Raw genomic sequence first — 16,906 nt, 5'->3', positions numbered from 1 at the left:
AAGCCTTATCTAATTTTTATTTTTTAAACAATCTTATGGGATTTAATTCAACTCCTATATTTGGACACTTTGCTAAAACAGCACAAAGTATAGAAGAGAATCGTTTTGGATATCGATTGTTTATTTCCAGTCTAGAAATAGTTCCTTTTTCCATAATTTGCTTGTAGATACTTTTAAAGGCATCCTTCGGAATTGGCGGAGAATCAGAGTTATTTCCTGTATCTCTAGTTAACGTGGTCTCTGTAACTTTTAATATTTTATTAGGTTTTTTATAGTCTAGAGTAAGTATAGTTGTTCCTTCCAACTGCTTTATTGCTTTCTCCCAGATTTCATCAAAATTTATTTTCATATTATAATTCTTAATTATCTACTTAAAGCAAAATAAATCACATAGAACCAGCTTAAGATACCATGTAAAATGGCCCATAGGATTGATTTATTGCGATCCCATGAGGCTACAACAGCGATAACCGATCCTAGTCCAATTCCTGATGTAGTAACAATCTTTGTATTTTCTGTAAAGTCCTGTCCAAAGACAATAGTTGTAATTGACAGCAGGAATAAAAGCAGTGTTAATTTTTTCACTTTAAATAGTTTTATAAAATTTAGCATACATGATTATTTGAGTGACATATGGCCGATAGCTTTTGATTGCACATTCTTGGTAGGACCATGTTTAGCGATAGTGCTTAGCGCTATTGGAATAAATTCAATACTGTCGGCATAGGTGATTCCTGCACACTTGTAAATAGCACGTTGGTATTTCTTTAGAATAGTCTCCCGATTCGAGTCGCTGATTTGTATTTTTTGCAACTCATCACACGAGATTTCCTTGGCATGGGTTGACAATGGCTTTACCATTAATAACAGAGCTAAGGGGATGATAGTTAATAAAATATTTTTCATTACAATTATTGCTTGTAATTGTATTACAGTTTTGAGCGCTATGTACTAAACTTCTTTAGGGATTAAAATTCATGGGCAACTCCATGGTGATATCTATGTTTTTTCCTTCTTGCACACCTGGTGTCCATCGGGGCAAGGATTTTATAAAGTTAAGAGCTGCATCGTCCAGGATGGCATTCACGCTTTGGACCACTTTAGCATCTTTCACTCTACCGGTTTTGTCTACCACAAATCTTACTATTACTTTTCCTCTGCTGCCCTGGGCTTCATCAGGATAGATGAGGTATTCACTTACATATTCCGAGAAGGTTGATTTACCTCGGTTGAAAACCGGCGCTTTTTCTAGCGCCCTAGGCTCGGATACACGTTCTCCATTTTTATAAGAAACCGTATTTACCTTTTCCTGCTGACGGGTTATCTTACCATCGCTATCCCACTCAGTTATTTTGGTAGGCTCATTTTCTTCAAATACCATCCAGCGATTTTTTTTACCTTTTTCATCCCACCAAGTAAATTCTCCATCTCTCGTTTCGGGTTCTAGCGTGCTGTACCAGCCATCCATCTGCATGATTCCATTTGGATAGTAATCCTGCACGTGTATTGGTTTCTTCTTTACCTCACGATATATGACACGGTAGAAATGCTTGTTTTCACGATCCGTCTTTTCCCATTTGGCATTATAATAAATCGTATCTCTGCTTTGTGCGTTTGCTTTATTAAGGATAAAAAAGCTTGCTGCAATTATTATCGATATGGATATACCCAGTGTATTCGAATTTATTCTATTCATCATTTAATTAACTTTTAACTCTACCTTTACTCTATTATAGATCTTGATTTCATTTTATACATCAATCTACTTCTAACTTCCTTCTAGCCTTTCCTACTAAGCGTTCGTCCATTGGTTTGTGAATAAGGTAAAGGGCATCATTAACTTCTTCACCCTTCTCATTCTTAAATTTTCTTGATTTCCTTAATTTCTTAAATGCACCTTTCAGCATTCCACTAACTTGGTAAATTGTGATCCCTTGATTTAATGGAGAGGGGAGACATCTGGTGAGTTCTGATTCTGAAAATATTGTTCCTGTCCCTAAATGTTTAATAGCTAGAATTACATAACTGGCGATATTTGTCAGACCAGCTTCTCCAACATTATCCGCAGCAGTATAGGGTCTGTCTTCAATTAACTTTTTTGTTGCTTCTGGCAGATCATCCCATAATGGATATGTCGTTTCATCTTTTTGAAATTTGTCATGATCTAACCCGTAGATCAAGGGATATGCTTCTATCAATTGTAATATCAATTCACGATCATTTGATTCAACTCCCTTATATACCACGTTTTTACCTAGCAATAGCAGATCTATTTCATCTTCACTAAGCTGAAAATGGAGTCGAAACATCTTACTTTTAGCTATAAATTTCTCTTCGTTATTCATGGATTGAAATGATTGCTTAAAATATTGGAAATTCTATATTTTAGAGTTGTATGCTCGCGTGTTATATTTTAGTTTATTACTGCAAGTGATGTGTTTAAAAATTTTTATTTATAATTTCGCTCTATGCTGAGGAAATTGAATTATAAATTCTGTAAAGAATTTATCTAAATCAATTTTTTGGAATCTTGTTAATTTGTGAAGTGTTGATATTTAAATATTATAACCTTTTGGATTCCCAATTTTTGAAATAGTAGAGGATGATAAGTCACATTCTTCTGCATATTTGTTTTGACTAGTTTCTACTCCGTCAATTTTAAATGGGTCAAAGTAATTCTGTTGGATGAACTTGCACATATTTTTATTTAGTTCATTAATAGATTCCTCTTTTTCAGCCATAATCATTCTGATTTAGTATTTATCTAATTATTTTTCAATTTTCCTTCCTTCCTTTTTTTGTATTCTTCAAACTTTGAAAAAAACTCTAGCAGAGATATATTTGCGTATTGGCAAATTTTGGAAATGGTTGAAATTGGTACATCGTATCCTTGACTCTTTATCAATTTTTCAATTGTCGTTCTACCAATTGAGGTAATTTCTTCATACTGCCGTATAGTCGGTTTAATGCCGTTAATTTTAATTGGCGCAATAAATTCCACATAAATAAAACTCAATAGGTCATTTTCTAGATGTTCCTGATGTTCGTCTTTACCTCTCGCCATTATTTTATTATAAAAAATGAAAAAAATATTGTCCGCTATAGCGGACAATTAAATATTATTAGCTATATTTGTTTTAGTTATTAAAAAAGCGACACGTAGGGCATAACTTTAGTTATGCCAACAACGATGTTACTCTCGTCTGAAAACCGCTAAATGAACACGAGAGGACTGCGGTTCGCCATTTTCTACTGGAAATGCTATCTTTACGATATATTACCAGTAGGGTGAGCCGTCTGTTAGTCTTCTTGCGTTCAAGATTCAGGTCTCGTGTAGACTTGATGACAGGTTTCTTAGCGGTTTCCTGGGCAAGGAGCAGGATGGTTCATCTTATTGGTTTTTCAACCAATTCGACTTTTCTCAAGCTTCCAGAGTGCACATCGTTTTTCATAACCAAAAACAATTATGATAAAACGAAAAGTAACCACCAAAAGGGCCACCACAGACCAGATCCAGGATCAGCGTCAACGGTTCGTCAATTCCAATTTAAAAAAGAACACATTCTTTGCGCCAGAGTGAGGCGTTACATAAAACATAATTACAAAATAGGATAGGGGATTTTGTTCCAAATCTAAAGAGGCGCGTTTTAGTACAAGCATTGGGTCGCAACCATACTTAATATTATAAATGACGTCCTAATTAGGTTAAAACTAGCTTATTCCCATACTATGATGGATTATGTTTCCGACTTTTATTTTATTGGTACACCATTATATGCTCCAACAAAAAGAGGATCGGACGCCTACTTTTTTACTTGACACTTTAAAAGTACCATCTTTTTTTTAGTAAAGCAAATATTGTTCGTTGCGATTTTATCGTGACACACTAATATTTTAAAAGTCGGTTTTTGTTCTTTAACTACATGATGCAATGATGAAGACCATTATATAACCAATTGACGAAGACTATATAATTGCATTTTTCTTAATTAATTTTTTAATCTGGTTTCCTTAAGGCCCATGTTATGTCCAGTCGGGTAGGGTTTAAGGCAGCCAATTTAAACCTTTAAAATAATGCAAAAAACTTGCAAAGGGGACAGCTATGCGCTATCCCGAGAGGAAGAAATGTCTTCGTACTTGAGTAATAATACTGGTCTGATGATTAAAAAACCAAGTATGATAACACCAGTACCAAAACAAAAATCTAAAAAGCCTGCGGCAGGTAGGTCCAGAGGTCGTGTACCTCATGTGCCTCTATCCATCGTAGCGCAAAGACCTAAAGAATTGTACTATTCGCTATTGGTTCCGTCAGCAGAAAAGATCGATCCCTATATCACCATTGTGAGCGATACGCGCAAAGATGTACTTCGGATCACGATGGTCTGCATGGCTGTCTATGAAAGCTACCTATTTGCTTTGGGGCTGCCATCCAATTTTCCTAAAGAACAGATTATCGTGTTTGGACACGACCGAGCCAAATATATTCCTTGCCGATCCTGTGACTATGGTGAAAAATTGATCTACCACTATGAACTCACCGTGCCTGCCGATACCGCTGTAGAACAGTATCAGCAACGGATCTGCAATGATCTGAATGATCACTTTCAATTGGATGTCAAAGTTGAGCAGCTCTCGATCGTCAAAGATAGCAGATCGATCAAAACCAAAAATGGCGAGTCGGTAGAACTCATCTGGGACGAGCAACCGACGATGATCATGAGAGCGAGGCGGATGGTCTAAAAAAAACAAAGAAAACAAGTAATTAAAATAAATTTTCTACCTGTGAACCCGATTCTGCCGAGGGTACAATAGACTTTTGGGATCGAGTCTCCCTCGGTACGAAAAGGGGATCAGGTATCTTTATGCCTAAAAAAGCTAAACAAATGAACTCACATATATTATATCAACAAAAACTCTGGGATTACCTCAGGAATATCTTTAAGCCTGAAGGGGAAGGCTTCCTGCTGATCAGCAAATTGCTGTTACTCGTTGTTGTACTGCCATTGGCGATGGTCAGTACGGTGCAAGATCTGCATGCTTCGACAAAGGTCGAAGCACAAGCAAAGTATATACTAAAAGGTACAGTCGTATCTGCTGTAGATAACAAACCATTGGATGGTGTATCGGTCCGAGTCGAAGCCGAAAAGGGTAGGACCTCCACCAAGAAAGACGGGACATTCAGCCTGTCTGTCGCGAGCCTGAAAGGACAGATAAAGTTTACTTACGTAGGCTATAAAACCCAAGAACTCCATTATACCGCAGGAGTATCGATAACGGTAAAATTGATACCTGAGGATAATAAACTTGAAGAAGTAGAAGTCGTATCAACGGGATACCAGAAGATTCCGAAAGAACGCGCTACCGGAAGCTTCGAGTTTGTCGACAATAAGCTTTTCAACAGAAAAGTGTCGACAGATTTTGTGAGTAGGCTGGAAGATGTAGTGCCGAGTATATCGAGCTCAAAATTATTTGCTGATAATAGAGGTGACCTGCTCAATATCAATGTGAGAGGTGTCAGTACATTGAGCAAAGATATTTGGCCATTAATAGTTGTTGATGGTATTCCATTTGAAGGAAAACTGGCTGAGTTTGGAATGGGTAATTTTAATAATATCAATCCCAATGATATTGAAAATATCACTGTTCTGAAAGATGCTGCTTCGGCTAGTATCTGGGGAGCACAGTCGGGCAATGGGGTAATCGTGATCACGACGAAGAGAGGAAAATTTAATGATAAAACACAGTTGTCATTTAATACGAACTTGAGTGTTAAAGAAAAACCTGATCTATATTATTATCCTCAGATGAATACCTCAGACTACATCGATCTTCAACGATCGTTGTTTAATGCGGGAAAGTATAATAGCAATTTCAGAAAATATAACTCCAATCCTGAACCTATTTTATGGATGATGAAAGAGCAACGTGATGGTCTAATAACAGAAGAAGCCTTAAATGATCAGCTGGATAAGCTTCGGAATATCGATATGCGCGATGATTTTATGAAATATATCTACCGCAAAGCTATCAATCAGCAGTATAATATCCAGTTGCAAAGTGGTGGTGAAAAAATAAACAGTGTGTTTTCCGCAGGATATGACCGCAATCTAAATAGTCTAGTGACATCATCGTACGAAAGGATGGTGCTGAAATCTGCATCGCAGTTTAAGCCTGCAAAAAACCTGCTACTGGATCTTGGGATTACGTTTACAGAATCAAAAAGGAAAGAAAATTTTGATGGAGTTTCTTATCAGACTATGGGAGCTGGTTTGGCCAATTATCCCTACCTCAAACTGGTCGATGAAAATGGACATCCTAAACGGATCAATTTTAGCGGCAAAAATAAAGATTTCATCGATACTGTAGCTAATGGTCGTTTACTGGACTGGATGTTTAATCCCATTGAAGAGCTGGATGCATCGCAGCAGACGCAAAAATTGCAGGAAATTCTTACTCATCTATCTGCACGGTACCAATTTGGGTTTGGACTGAACTTAAATGCCATGTACTCTTATCAGCGGACCAATAATCCGATTGAAGACTGGCGGGGTATGGAATCTTATAAAATGAGAAATGAACTGAACTACTATGCCAATTGGAATCCTACAAAAGTAACGTGGAATCTGCCCTTAGGAGACTATATGTTGATCAATCATTATGGCAGTAATGTGCATCAGGGCAGACTAAATGCCGAATATAGCAAACGGTGGAAAGACCGACATGAACTGAGTATGCTAGTGGGCTATGATGTACGGCAGCTTCGAAAGAATCTTTCTATCTCTCAATATTATGGATATGACCGAGAAACAGGAAGTTTTCAATCGGTGCAATACGGAAGGTCTGTTCCGGTGTTAAACGGTAAGCAGGGGGTCAATACATTGATCGACCGCAATAGGATCGAATCTACGGTCAACCGTTATGTTTCATACTATGCAAACGGCTCCTATACTTATCTGGACAGATATATATTGAGCGGTAGCTATAGGAAAGATGCTTCCAATCTGTTTGGTGTTAAGTCTAATGACCGCGGCCAGCCATTTTGGTCTGTAGGTGGAGCTTATATTCCAACAAATGAAGCTGTTTTTGAAAATCTACCGTTTCAGTTTCTAAAATTTCGCGCCACCTATGGATACAATGGCAATGTAAACAATTCCATTGCAGCCTATCCTGTCATCACCATTATGAGTGAACCACATTACACCACGGGTCAAAATTATGCCATGATGACAACTCCACCAAATCCAAAATTGCGATGGGAGCGAGTAGCTAATTTAAATTTTGGTATGGATTTTACACTGAAAGGTAATCGGTTAAGTGGAAGCGTAGAGTATTACCTGAAAAACAGCAAAGATCTGATTTCTAATGCGCCGTTGGATCCAACAACCGGTTTTTCTACACTCAGCGTCAACTATGCAAATCTGAAAGGTAAAGGATGGGATATCTCCCTGCACAGTATACCGTGGCAGACCAGCGACTGGCAGTGGGACAATCATATTGTATTCTCTTACAATAGAACAAAAGTGGCAAAAGCTTACACAGATCCTTCGGATTACAGCTCGCTGTATATGGCAGGAGCAGGGAGCAGTATTACGACACCTTTTGAAGGAATGGACCTGTATAGTTTGCTCACTTATAAATGGGCAGGGCTGGATCCTGAGGACGGTAGTCCTCGAGCTTACCTCAATGGGCAGGTTTCCAAAGACTATTATGCGGTCATCGCGCAGCAAGTGAGCGAACTTGAAAATCAGGGTTCGGTAGTGCCTTTATACTTTGGTAGTTTTCGCAATAGTGTACGATATAAAACTGTTGAACTATCGTTTAATATAGGCTATCGACTAGGACATGTTTTTCTGAGAAATAGTTTTAACAATGATTTTTTCCTCTCCAATGGACTGGGGTATGCTGATTATGGAGATCGCTGGCAAAAACCGGGTGATGAGCTACATACAGATGTGCCTGCATTTACGTATCCTAACGATCGAAGTGCAAGTACCGTATATCGAAATTCATCTGCATTGGTGGAAAACGGAAGCCAGATCAAATTAAGGGATATACAGTTAAGTCTGCAGCTGCCTGTTTTGGCACGCTATGGATTTAAAAATTGTAGACTCTATACTTACTTTGAAAATATAGGTACGCTCTGGCAGGCAAGTAAGCGTAAGATAGATTCGGAATATGGTATCCATATTCCAGATCCAAAAATGTATTCTTTAGGCCTCAATTTTAATCTATAATAACCATGATAAATAAACAATTCATGTTAATAGCCCTCTTGTCGTTGTTGGGATTGACCTCTTGTGAAAAATTTCTTGATGAAAAACCCGATATCAAATTGGTTGTTCCAAAAAGTTTGGACGATGCAGATTTACTGCTGAATGATTATACGACGATGAACGATAATTACCCGTTATATGGTGAACTTGGTAGTGACGACTATTTCCTGACCAAAGAACTTTGGGAAGCGTCTCCGGATATAGATCAAAGGAATACCTACATATGGGCTGACGCTCCCTACGAAGATGTGAGCCAGTGGCGAAATCCTTATAAAACGGTGTACAATGCTAATCAGGTCCTAGAAATACTTTCTAATAGCACTGCAAACAATAACGACAATCGCTTTCAGAGGATCTCTGGAGAAGCCCATTTTTTTAGAGCGTTTGCTTTTCAATTTCTGATCGAGATTTATGGTGTGGCTTATCACGCAAGTACAGCGGCAGATGAATATGGTATTCCGCTCCGATTAGATCCTGCAATCGATGAACCTTCAACCAGAGCTTCTCTAAAAGATAGTTACGATCAGGTCATCAAAGACTATAAGATTGCTGCGGCGTCTCTGCCACAGCAGAATGAGTTTGTTGGCAGACCTTTTAAAGCATCTGCTTATGCAGGGCTTAGTCGGGCATACTTATCTATGGGTGATTATGCGCAGGCCTATGCGTATGCCGATTCGTGTATGCTGCATTATTCCGATCTATTAGATTTCAATACGCTTGACCCATCTAAGAGCTTGCCTATTGCTCGTTTTAATAAGGAAGTATTGTTTCCTGCTGTGAGTAAATACGCAGGCATTATGAATGCTGATTATTGTTTCGTTGATACCGTGCTGTACCGTACATATGCTGCGGATGATTGGCGTAAAACGTTATTTTTCGAAGCATCGAATACACTGGAGGGCGCATTTCATTTTAAAGGAAATTTTGATAATGCTACTGGTAACTTGTTTGTGGGTTTAAGTACCAGTGAAGTGTTTCTCAATAAGGCGGAGTCTGCCGTGAGAATAGGGAAGGTCAGCGAAGCTTTATCTACCATGAACCAGTTTCTGAAAACAAGATGGAAAACCGGCGCGTTTTCAGACTGGAAGGAGACCGATCCAGAGCGTTTGCTTGCCATGATAGTAGAGGAGCGCAGAAAAGAATTAGTATTTAGAGGCAGGCGATGGGCAGATCTGAAACGTCTGAATCTAGACCCCCGCTTTCAGAAAAAATTGGTTCGAAAATTAGGGGAGAAGGACTATCAGCTTGAACCTAATAGTCCAAAATACGCCTACAGATTGTCTGAAATAGTCATTAACCTCAGTGGAATTCCACAAAATAAAAGATAAAGATATGAGTCAAAAAGAAAAAATATATAATATGTTTTCCCAAGCAGCTGTATGCTTACTGCTATTTTTTAGCATCAGCAGCTTATCTGCACAGGAGAACCGCCGATACGATCTAACTCAGGCTTTGAAGATCGGAGCAGAATTTCAAGGTCCGGAAAAAGTTGATGTAATGAGAGGTGATCTACAGACGGTCGACTGGGTAAGTTTGCGGAATAAAGTGATCGTACTCGATTTTTTTGATACTTACTGCGCGACATGTATACAAGCGATGCCGCATCTGCAGAAATTACAACAGGAGTATAGCGATAAACTTCAGGTCATTCACGTGACGTGGCAGGATAAAGCCACTTTACAGAAGTTTTTTGACAGCAATAAGTTCTTAAAAGAAAATAAGGTTAACCTTCCGATCATATATAGTGATACGGTGCTGCGCAAAATGTTCCCTTATCAGGCTGCACCACATGTGGTCATGCTGTATCAGGGAAAAGTACAGGCTATAACCTTCAATCGACTGGTCACAGCCGCGAATATTCTACAGCTTCATAAGAACGCGAGTATCAGCCTGCCAATTAAAAATGATTTTGGAACTGTTGATTTAATGGACAAAAATGATGCAGGCCAAAGGACTACTGGAGTACGAATTTCGGGTTATCAGGATGGTGTGCCTAGCAAACCCTTAAAATTTGATCTAGATAGCGCATCAGGCCTATTTAAAACAACGATTAGCAATAGATCGATCTTGCGTGCTTTACTGAATATCTGGGGATTTATACAGAAACCTCCATTTTTGGCTACTCCTAATCGGGTAGTCTGGAATGTGCCCGACTCAAGTATATATGACGATTTGGGTCATAAAGGTGAAGCGTGGTCAGTAAAGCATGCTATATCTTATGAACGTCTGGATGTGGTAAAAAGACCAGATTCTGTACAGGCAAAAATCGTACTCCATGATATTCACTCACTGCTAGGAATTCGATCCTATTGGAGTACAAAAAAAATGAAATGCTTACTACTACGCAAGAGTGCCGCGCATAAAATAGATTCTCAACACATAAAGAATGAGCAAGAGTTTGAAGGAACTGGCGTGCTCACGAGTTATATCGGTCTTTCTGGTGTGTACTTGCCAATTATCGATCAGGTAAAAAGTAAGCAAAAGATTACTATTGGAACATTTTCAAATTTGGAAGAATTGAATCAGCAACTCAATTTTCATGGTCTCGAGCTTGTGGAAGGCGTTGGAGATGTCGGGGTTTTTGTTATCGAATCTGAATAATCAAAAAGGGTATGGCTTTCTTGCCATACCCTTTCTAAAATTTGGCAAATGCCGATGTAAGACTCTTAAGCCCGATCCTTTAACTTAACATTTGCAGTAGCAGCACCGTTGTGTAAAGCGTCAACCATTTCCTCAAGCAACGCTTGAGTAATGATAGGTTTGTTCGCTCCACTAGCATTTGCTTGAATAGCACAGATTTCTTCTGCACCTGGACAAGACGGCTGGCTTGATTGAAATGTATAGTCATTTGGATTTGTCGGGTTAGGACCTGTAAGTGAATACCAAGCCATAATGACCTCCTTTTTTACTATATTTAATTAGGTTTATAAATTGATCACAATACGTTATCAGCGTATTGGCCCCCTGCAGCTTCCAAATGGAGGCTGCTTTTTTTGGCTTTAGGACTCCTTATTCGACCAAAAACTTTTTCCCCGTACCATAATCTGGGGAATGTCGTATATCTACGTCCTTTCGCATCACGCACCGGACCTGCGCAACAACAGCTTCCTAATAAAGACCTGCGTTCTACCGCGATCTGTACAGCAGTCCTGCAGCTCGTAGCTGTAGACTTGTAGCTCATCCTAGAGCTAGCAAAGCGCCGCCCTTTTGGCCGCCTTCCAGATTGTCCTGTACTATTTTGCTGTTGTCGTTTCATGTTTAAAAATCTAGTTTATAATTTTAGATGCTATGGGTGAACTTGGTTCTGCTTGTTTCATATGGGTATCGCTCTCGTTGGCGTCCACCCATTGCATCTTTTATTTTGATCAATCTGCTAACCACCAATGGGAGAGGAGACATCCGTAATTATTGTACCGATCAACTAAAGTAAAGTTAGAGCCAGAGGGGGTGGTTTGAATCTTTAAGATTCGAGATATGCAACATGAAATTTTGAGATTTGCTTCATTAAATTTGATGAAATAAATCTTTAAATTTCTTGCAAGTGATGAATTGATAATCCTTAACGTGAGTCTATTTTGCTATTCAGATTGATGAAATTCGTGGCTGATCAATCTGAATAGCGCTAATAGCTGAGTATCTTTTAAATGTTAATACTGCTATAATATGCCGCAGTCATTCCTAAAAAGGAACTCTTGTCATTGACACTGCAATATTTGTACGCTTCGGGATAATCCTCTTTGAATTTCAAGATCCGTTCTCTGGCGGTGAGGTTAATAAGCTTGCCTCGGTAACTGCGTCTTAACAATACCTCTCCAAAGAAATGTTCCAGATGATGGAGAAATATAGGGTGTTTTTCCAAGAGTTTTGACAGTTTACTGTTCCTGATCAAGATGACGGTCGAGTCGATATCGGCCTCAAAACTGCTATGATCCATCTTTTCAATATGGTAGATCAACTGGTTGGTACTGACAAAATCCACGACTTCTTCGTATGGTTCGCGGGCATTTTCAATACGCTTGATGATCATACCATCCAGTATGAAATGCATATCAAATTGTTCAGCAGTTAAATACCGTTTCTTTTTGATTGTTTTGACCTCTATTATTGCTCGAATATCTTCCCATAATTGTGGTCCTATAGGATTATGCGTACTTAAAAATGTATAAAACTTCTGCTCATCATTTGGTTTATTCATTAGTATATGTTTTGGTTAAAATTGAATTAATCCTAAATATACTTATAAATAAACTTAAAATTTAAAAATAATCGTTTATACGTGCTTGTTTTATTTATTTCGTATTTTTATTAGATCTTAGGTGATCATTTAATTGAGCTTTTTGGGTTGAAAAGATGTATTGTCAGTCACTTTTTCTTTTATGTTGCCCTATTTTTTCAAATGATGATTGGGATAGGTGGATAGCGATAAGGAAATAATATGCTATATAAGTTTGATCTCAGCCGATAGAAACAGTCCTCTCCAGCTGTTTCTAATGGAATCAGTTAAAGCAGGAGCTTTCTGATTTCTTCTTCGGGCAATCCGGTATAATCGGCAAATATGCTGATGCTGACATACTGATTGGATTTCAGTCCGTAGCAGTCACGGATAGCCTGAAAGATTTTATAGGTGTGCTTTTCGGTGCGTCCCAAGATCGCTGCCGCCTCTTTGGGATAGATACATAGACGATATTTATTTTTCATTTTAAGTTTACTCTTGAGGGACAATCTGTTGACCAGATCATCGTGGTGAATGAATATGGATGGTGTGGTACCATAGACAGACATTCCCTATCAAACCGTCTGCTAGGCAAGTATCAAGCATTGATACCGTATGGGTAAAGCTTGTTTGCCTATGTGCGGTATTGAAATAGCATAAGTGTATAGTAAGTGCGTGGTAAGTGTATCAAACACCCTGTTTTAATACTCTATCTATGCACTATCTATGCTTTATATATGCATATGCCATGCTTTATCGATGCCTAACATCTACTTGACCGATGTGGTATGGCGCTTTAATTTTGCAAATCAGGTTTAATTCCTCTCCAGAAAAATGCTGTTATTGGTTATTCATGTACTAAAATAAGTTTTTCCTATAGAATTCAGTTTTATTCCTGATGATTTAGATTTTTATCGCCTGAGATGAAGTAAAATGGTATCATTATTCCCCATATTTCCGCTTATCTCCACTTTTGGACCTACTGCTCTTGGATGGATGGCCATCTTCGTAGTGTCAAAACAATAAAGTCATGGCAAGAGTAGAAAGTTTAATCAAGTTAAATGGAACGATCGGGGATCTTTCCTTTTACAAATCAAAAAGTGTGGGTTACCAAGCGCGGATGAAAACCGGTGTTTCGGGTGCCCGAATTGCGAACGATCCGGCATTTGCCCGTACCCGTGAGAATGGGAGTGAGTTTGGCCGGTCACAGCAGGAGGGTAAAAAGCTGCGTGAACTGCTGCGCGATGTGCTGTTTGAAAATTCGGATAATAAATTCAGCCAACGTTTAGCAAGCCGCTTGCTCAAAGTTATTCAGATGGATTCGGTGAATGTTCGCGGGGAAAGGGTGATCGTCCCTGAAAATCTGGTCCTACTGGATGGCATGGAGTGCAATCAACGATCCAGTTTGCGCGCCATCACTTTAAAACCCTTTACAGTCACGTACGACCGTTTTAGCGGTGATGGCTTTTTTTCATGCCCGCAGCTGATTCCCAACCTGCACATCGCCAAATTGAGTGGTGCTACGCATGTGCAGTATACGCTGGTGCTGCAGGAGTTTTCGGGAGATGAATTGGATCAGCGTCCTGTGATCCGAAGATCTGCTTACATCAAACTGGGAGAAATGCAGCCGATGGATGTGGACCTCATGGCTTCGCTTGAAGCTGATCCTGAAAAAAGTGTATTGGTCCTGGTAGGTACGGGCTATTTTCAGATGGTCAACAATGCCTACTATCCGCTGGCCAATGGACAGTATAATGCGCTGACCATTAGTCAGGTGATCATGCCTTAATCTAAGGTGATGATGTCGTGAAGGATATTTTCGGGAGGCAGGTGGGTTTTTACTAACCGCTGCCTCCCGATATATTCCTTCTGATCAGAACAAATTGTCTATTTAATGATAACGATGAAGTATAGAACATGTCAACTAAACAAATCTTGCATCTCCAACGGACTTATGGAGCACAAGGTACAAATGGCGCCCTGACCTATGATGGTGAGCTGGTATGCCATACGATTGAACTGCCCTGGCGCAATAATCTGCGTCGGCTCAGTTGTATTCCAGTAGGTACTTATAAACTGGAAAAAAGAACATATACCCGACATGGGGAACAGATCGGTATTCCTGCGGTCTTGGGAAGGGAAGCAATCTTGATCCATGCTGCCAATGATGCGCAGAAAGAACTTTTGGGCTGTATCGCTCCTGTGACAAAATTAACAGCTGAAGGTTGCGGTGCGGAAAGTAAAAAGGCTCTCGCAAAATTGAAGTCTCTGGTTTATTCACTTTGGGATATGGATCAGGAAGTGTTTTTACATATTAAGTAACGGAGTTGTCGCTCTAGCCGCGACAGGCTTTTACTTTTTGTCTTGACACAAAAAGTAAACAAAAAACTCAAGGCTGTATTCCTTTATGCTATTTCACCTTGAATTGGCTAAATGAATTTGAACTCGTTTCACTCAAACATAAATTCATTTTTAACGCCTCTTCATCAGTGTAATTACGCAGTCGTAATACAAGGCCTATTGGATAAGCCTGCAGCTTTTGGGGATTGGTATAGTGATGGATTAACAGGTGACAGAGTAACTAGTGACAGAGTAACAAAGTAACTAGTGACAGAGTAACAGAGTAACTAGTGACAGAGTAACATTTTCTAACCTTCTAACTGACTCACCTTCTAACCGCATAATTTGTTAACCTTCTAACCTCATAACCCTCTAACATTAAACAAAATGAAAAAAATAATCAATAAAATCGGTCAGGTCTTGCAGGTGATCCTGCTAGCACCTGTTAAATTGCCAGGAAAGGCATTGCATATCATCAAATATATCGCACTGGGTCTTGGTATAGTGGAGACGGTACTGGATGATCCGGACAAAAAAGGAGAGGAGGAGTCTCCGCCGGATGAGTCTATTGTGCAGCAGAAAGAAAAGGAGGTTTCCGATGAAAGGGAATGATATCCGGATCGGTACGCTCGGTGGCACGCTGTGTTCCATCTACGCGAGCTTTTCTTTTAGTGACCTCTTGCAAACGGCACTTATGGCCGTGGTCGGTACGGCCGTGAGCTATCTGACCAGTAGGCTCCTGGGGAGAGTACGGCGACGTAAAAGCGACTAATTGTCTTTCGCATTATTAAAAGATCGGGCTCTCCATCAATGCTTCGCAATAAAAGGGGTTAGCTCCAAACTAACCCCCTTTATTATAAATGTTATTGTTTTGTGTTTCATTCATTAAATTCCAGAAAAGATGTAAATTCTCCTATTTGTAAGCATCGTGTTTTGGTACAAATATTACTCTCTTTTCTACTGGATGATAGTACATTTTTGAGAACATTAAATTAGAAAAGTCCAATCCTAGCTGGAGTAAAAATGGAGTACATACAATAAGGCTCCGCTTCAATTCTTGTGATTACACCATCTGTAAAGTTTTTTCAGAACAAAAACTAATTCTTTGCCTGTCAATTGCTCTACTTGCAAGTCTCCTGCTGTAGCAACTTTGAGCCGTACAGAAATATTCCCATGATTTAGAATGTGTAACTTTGTCTTTATTTAATGAACATTTAATATAAACTGTCAACCATGAAACAGACTGATACATTAAAGACAATAAGCTATTCGGGTATTTTCCTTTCTTGTTTTACAGATTTTAGTGAAAAATGTATTCATGCAGCACCTGAGCATGTGTTGGTGTACCTGTATTCGGGCGAGCAGATTATAGTGGACGGAAATAAAAGAAGTATAATAAAAGCTGGCGAATGTGCATTTGTAAGGCGGAACCACCGATTGACAATGTACAAAAATAGCAAAGGAAATGAATTATATAAAGGAATTTCTTTGACATTTAACCGGAGCATATTGCGCGAGTTTTACAATAAGTTTGATAAGGCATACCTGCCTAAAAGAGTCGTGATTTCTGATAAAAATGTTTTCAAGATTGAACCGAGTCCTGCTATAACGAGTCTGTTTCAATCGCTCACACCTTATTTCGATGAAAATATAAAACCGACTGATGGTGTTACCCATCTGAAATTGCTGGAAGGTATTTATGCGCTGTTGAATAATTCGGATATTTTTTATCCTATATTATTTGATTTTACTGACCCTTGGAAGATCGATATCCTGGAGTTTCTGAACGATCATTATATGGATGACCTCACGATGGAGCAGATTGCAGCCTATACGGGACGCAGTTTGGCAACATTTAAAAGGGATTTTCAAAAAGTCAGTAACCTTAGCCCTCAAAAATGGTTGATCAAAAAACGGCTGGAAGTGGCCTACGTCAAACTGAAAGAAGAGGGCAAAAAAGTACAGGAAGTTTATGTGGAAGTGGGCTTTAAAAATCCCTCACATTTTTCTACGGCATTTAAAAAGCAATATGGCGTACCGCCTACAGAAGCTTAAAATTGAGCTTTAGAGAAAAGATAAT

Annotated in this window: 19 protein-coding genes; 8 read left to right on the top strand and 11 right to left on the bottom strand. The window is 39.1% G+C overall.

What is annotated here, in order from left to right; all coding sequences use genetic code 11:
- Nucleotides 1-16: 16 nt before the first annotated feature.
- From MUB18_RS17070 to MUB18_RS17040, 7 genes are all read right to left on the bottom strand, one after another.
- On the bottom strand, nt 17-349 hold the full coding sequence (locus MUB18_RS17070) for a hypothetical protein (protein ID WP_248753978.1): 333 nt from the start codon (nt 347-349) through the stop codon (nt 17-19).
- A 14-nt stretch (nt 350-363) separates the two neighbouring features.
- The gene (locus MUB18_RS17065) at nt 364-585 is read right to left on the bottom strand and encodes a hypothetical protein (RefSeq protein ID WP_248753977.1); all 222 of its coding nucleotides are present in this window, start codon (nt 583-585) and stop codon (nt 364-366) included.
- A gap of 33 nt (nt 586-618) precedes the next feature.
- Entirely contained in the window at nt 619-861 is a 243-nt protein-coding gene (locus tag MUB18_RS17060; protein WP_248753976.1) for a hypothetical protein, read from the bottom strand.
- A gap of 100 nt (nt 862-961) precedes the next feature.
- On the bottom strand, nt 962-1,699 hold the full coding sequence (locus MUB18_RS17055) for an energy transducer TonB (protein WP_248753975.1): 738 nt from the start codon (nt 1,697-1,699) through the stop codon (nt 962-964).
- A 58-nt stretch (nt 1,700-1,757) separates the two neighbouring features.
- The gene (locus MUB18_RS17050) at nt 1,758-2,345 is read right to left on the bottom strand and encodes a hypothetical protein (protein WP_248753974.1); all 588 of its coding nucleotides are present in this window, start codon (nt 2,343-2,345) and stop codon (nt 1,758-1,760) included.
- A 210-nt stretch (nt 2,346-2,555) separates the two neighbouring features.
- A complete protein-coding gene (locus MUB18_RS17045; protein WP_248753973.1) occupies nt 2,556-2,741 on the bottom strand; it encodes a hypothetical protein in 186 nt (61 codons plus the stop codon).
- A 23-nt stretch (nt 2,742-2,764) separates the two neighbouring features.
- Nucleotides 2,765-3,064, bottom strand: coding sequence for a hypothetical protein (locus MUB18_RS17040; RefSeq protein WP_248753972.1), 300 nt, complete (start codon nt 3,062-3,064; stop codon nt 2,765-2,767).
- 1,010 nt (nt 3,065-4,074) lie between these two features.
- On the opposite strand from MUB18_RS17040, the gene MUB18_RS17035 reads away from it, so the two are divergent.
- The 4 genes from MUB18_RS17035 (at nt 4,075) to MUB18_RS17020 (ending at nt 10,874) form a co-directional block, all read left to right on the top strand.
- A complete protein-coding gene (locus MUB18_RS17035; RefSeq protein ID WP_248753971.1) occupies nt 4,075-4,740 on the top strand; it encodes a hypothetical protein in 666 nt (221 codons plus the stop codon).
- 143 nt (nt 4,741-4,883) lie between these two features.
- The gene (locus MUB18_RS17030) at nt 4,884-8,234 is read left to right on the top strand and encodes a SusC/RagA family TonB-linked outer membrane protein (RefSeq protein WP_248753970.1); all 3,351 of its coding nucleotides are present in this window, start codon (nt 4,884-4,886) and stop codon (nt 8,232-8,234) included.
- A gap of 5 nt (nt 8,235-8,239) precedes the next feature.
- A complete protein-coding gene (locus tag MUB18_RS17025; protein ID WP_248753969.1) occupies nt 8,240-9,601 on the top strand; it encodes a RagB/SusD family nutrient uptake outer membrane protein in 1,362 nt (453 codons plus the stop codon).
- Nucleotides 9,602-9,605: 4 nt separating this feature from the next.
- Complete coding sequence (locus tag MUB18_RS17020) at nt 9,606-10,874, top strand: TlpA family protein disulfide reductase (RefSeq protein ID WP_248753968.1); 1,269 nt, start codon at nt 9,606-9,608, stop codon at nt 10,872-10,874.
- A gap of 65 nt (nt 10,875-10,939) precedes the next feature.
- On the opposite strand, the gene MUB18_RS17015 is transcribed toward MUB18_RS17020, so the two are convergent.
- The 4 genes from MUB18_RS17015 to MUB18_RS17000 all read right to left on the bottom strand — a co-directional run bounded on the left by MUB18_RS17015 (nt 10,940) and on the right by MUB18_RS17000 (nt 12,971).
- Nucleotides 10,940-11,164, bottom strand: coding sequence for a hypothetical protein (locus tag MUB18_RS17015; protein ID WP_248753967.1), 225 nt, complete (start codon nt 11,162-11,164; stop codon nt 10,940-10,942).
- Nucleotides 11,165-11,208: 44 nt separating this feature from the next.
- Nucleotides 11,209-11,529, bottom strand: a complete 321-nt coding sequence (locus tag MUB18_RS17010) for a hypothetical protein (protein ID WP_248753966.1) — start codon at nt 11,527-11,529, stop codon at nt 11,209-11,211.
- Between the two features lie 384 nt (nt 11,530-11,913).
- A complete protein-coding gene (locus tag MUB18_RS17005) occupies nt 11,914-12,468 on the bottom strand; it encodes a hypothetical protein (protein WP_248753965.1) in 555 nt (184 codons plus the stop codon).
- A 305-nt stretch (nt 12,469-12,773) separates the two neighbouring features.
- Entirely contained in the window at nt 12,774-12,971 is a 198-nt protein-coding gene (locus tag MUB18_RS17000; protein ID WP_108157712.1) for a hypothetical protein, read from the bottom strand.
- A gap of 545 nt (nt 12,972-13,516) precedes the next feature.
- Here MUB18_RS17000 and MUB18_RS16995 point away from each other — a divergent pair.
- The 4 genes from MUB18_RS16995 to MUB18_RS16980 all read left to right on the top strand — a co-directional run bounded on the left by MUB18_RS16995 (nt 13,517) and on the right by MUB18_RS16980 (nt 16,881).
- Nucleotides 13,517-14,275 carry a hypothetical protein gene (locus MUB18_RS16995; RefSeq protein ID WP_248753964.1) on the top strand — a complete coding sequence of 253 codons (759 nt, stop codon included), beginning with the start codon at nt 13,517-13,519 and terminating at the stop codon, nt 14,273-14,275.
- Between the two features lie 128 nt (nt 14,276-14,403).
- Nucleotides 14,404-14,808 (top strand): DUF5675 family protein, encoded by a 405-nt coding sequence (locus MUB18_RS16990; RefSeq protein WP_248753963.1) that lies wholly within the window; start codon nt 14,404-14,406, stop codon nt 14,806-14,808.
- A 405-nt stretch (nt 14,809-15,213) separates the two neighbouring features.
- The gene (locus tag MUB18_RS16985; protein WP_248753962.1) at nt 15,214-15,438 is read left to right on the top strand and encodes a hypothetical protein; all 225 of its coding nucleotides are present in this window, start codon (nt 15,214-15,216) and stop codon (nt 15,436-15,438) included.
- Between the two features lie 621 nt (nt 15,439-16,059).
- Nucleotides 16,060-16,881: a helix-turn-helix domain-containing protein gene (locus MUB18_RS16980; protein ID WP_248753961.1), complete on the top strand. Its 822-nt coding sequence runs from the start codon at nt 16,060-16,062 to the stop codon at nt 16,879-16,881.
- The last annotated feature ends 25 nt before the right edge of the window (nt 16,882-16,906 follow it).

It is taken from the genome of Sphingobacterium sp. PCS056 (assembly GCF_023273895.1).
In the GTDB taxonomy this organism is placed as follows: Bacteria; Bacteroidota; Bacteroidia; order Sphingobacteriales; family Sphingobacteriaceae; genus Sphingobacterium.
This window is presented reverse-complemented; position numbering and strand designations above follow the sequence as displayed.

What these genes read in the sequence shown, in the direction of transcription:
- MUB18_RS17070 (WP_248753978.1), bottom strand. Translation starts at nt 349, where the DNA reads ATGAAAATAAATTTTGATGAAATCTGGGAGAAAGCAATAAAGCAGTTG.
- MUB18_RS17060 (WP_248753976.1), bottom strand. Translation starts at nt 861, where the DNA reads ATGGTAAAGCCATTGTCAACCCATGCCAAGGAAATCTCGTGTGATGAG.
- MUB18_RS17055 (WP_248753975.1), bottom strand. Translation starts at nt 1,699, where the DNA reads ATGATGAATAGAATAAATTCGAATACACTGGGTATATCCATATCGATA.
- MUB18_RS17050 (WP_248753974.1), bottom strand. Translation starts at nt 2,345, where the DNA reads ATGAATAACGAAGAGAAATTTATAGCTAAAAGTAAGATGTTTCGACTC.
- MUB18_RS17045 (WP_248753973.1), bottom strand. Translation starts at nt 2,741, where the DNA reads ATGGCTGAAAAAGAGGAATCTATTAATGAACTAAATAAAAATATGTGC.
- MUB18_RS17040 (WP_248753972.1), bottom strand. Translation starts at nt 3,064, where the DNA reads ATGGCGAGAGGTAAAGACGAACATCAGGAACATCTAGAAAATGACCTA.
- MUB18_RS17035 (WP_248753971.1), top strand. Translation starts at nt 4,075, where the DNA reads ATGCAAAAAACTTGCAAAGGGGACAGCTATGCGCTATCCCGAGAGGAA.
- MUB18_RS17030 (WP_248753970.1), top strand. Translation starts at nt 4,884, where the DNA reads ATGAACTCACATATATTATATCAACAAAAACTCTGGGATTACCTCAGG.
- MUB18_RS17025 (WP_248753969.1), top strand. Translation starts at nt 8,240, where the DNA reads ATGATAAATAAACAATTCATGTTAATAGCCCTCTTGTCGTTGTTGGGA.
- MUB18_RS17020 (WP_248753968.1), top strand. Translation starts at nt 9,606, where the DNA reads ATGAGTCAAAAAGAAAAAATATATAATATGTTTTCCCAAGCAGCTGTA.
- MUB18_RS17015 (WP_248753967.1), bottom strand. Translation starts at nt 11,164, where the DNA reads ATGGCTTGGTATTCACTTACAGGTCCTAACCCGACAAATCCAAATGAC.
- MUB18_RS17010 (WP_248753966.1), bottom strand. Translation starts at nt 11,529, where the DNA reads ATGAAACGACAACAGCAAAATAGTACAGGACAATCTGGAAGGCGGCCA.
- MUB18_RS17005 (WP_248753965.1), bottom strand. Translation starts at nt 12,468, where the DNA reads ATGAATAAACCAAATGATGAGCAGAAGTTTTATACATTTTTAAGTACG.
- MUB18_RS17000 (WP_108157712.1), bottom strand. Translation starts at nt 12,971, where the DNA reads ATGAAAAATAAATATCGTCTATGTATCTATCCCAAAGAGGCGGCAGCG.
- MUB18_RS16995 (WP_248753964.1), top strand. Translation starts at nt 13,517, where the DNA reads ATGGCAAGAGTAGAAAGTTTAATCAAGTTAAATGGAACGATCGGGGAT.
- MUB18_RS16990 (WP_248753963.1), top strand. Translation starts at nt 14,404, where the DNA reads ATGTCAACTAAACAAATCTTGCATCTCCAACGGACTTATGGAGCACAA.
- MUB18_RS16985 (WP_248753962.1), top strand. Translation starts at nt 15,214, where the DNA reads ATGAAAAAAATAATCAATAAAATCGGTCAGGTCTTGCAGGTGATCCTG.
- MUB18_RS16980 (WP_248753961.1), top strand. Translation starts at nt 16,060, where the DNA reads ATGAAACAGACTGATACATTAAAGACAATAAGCTATTCGGGTATTTTC.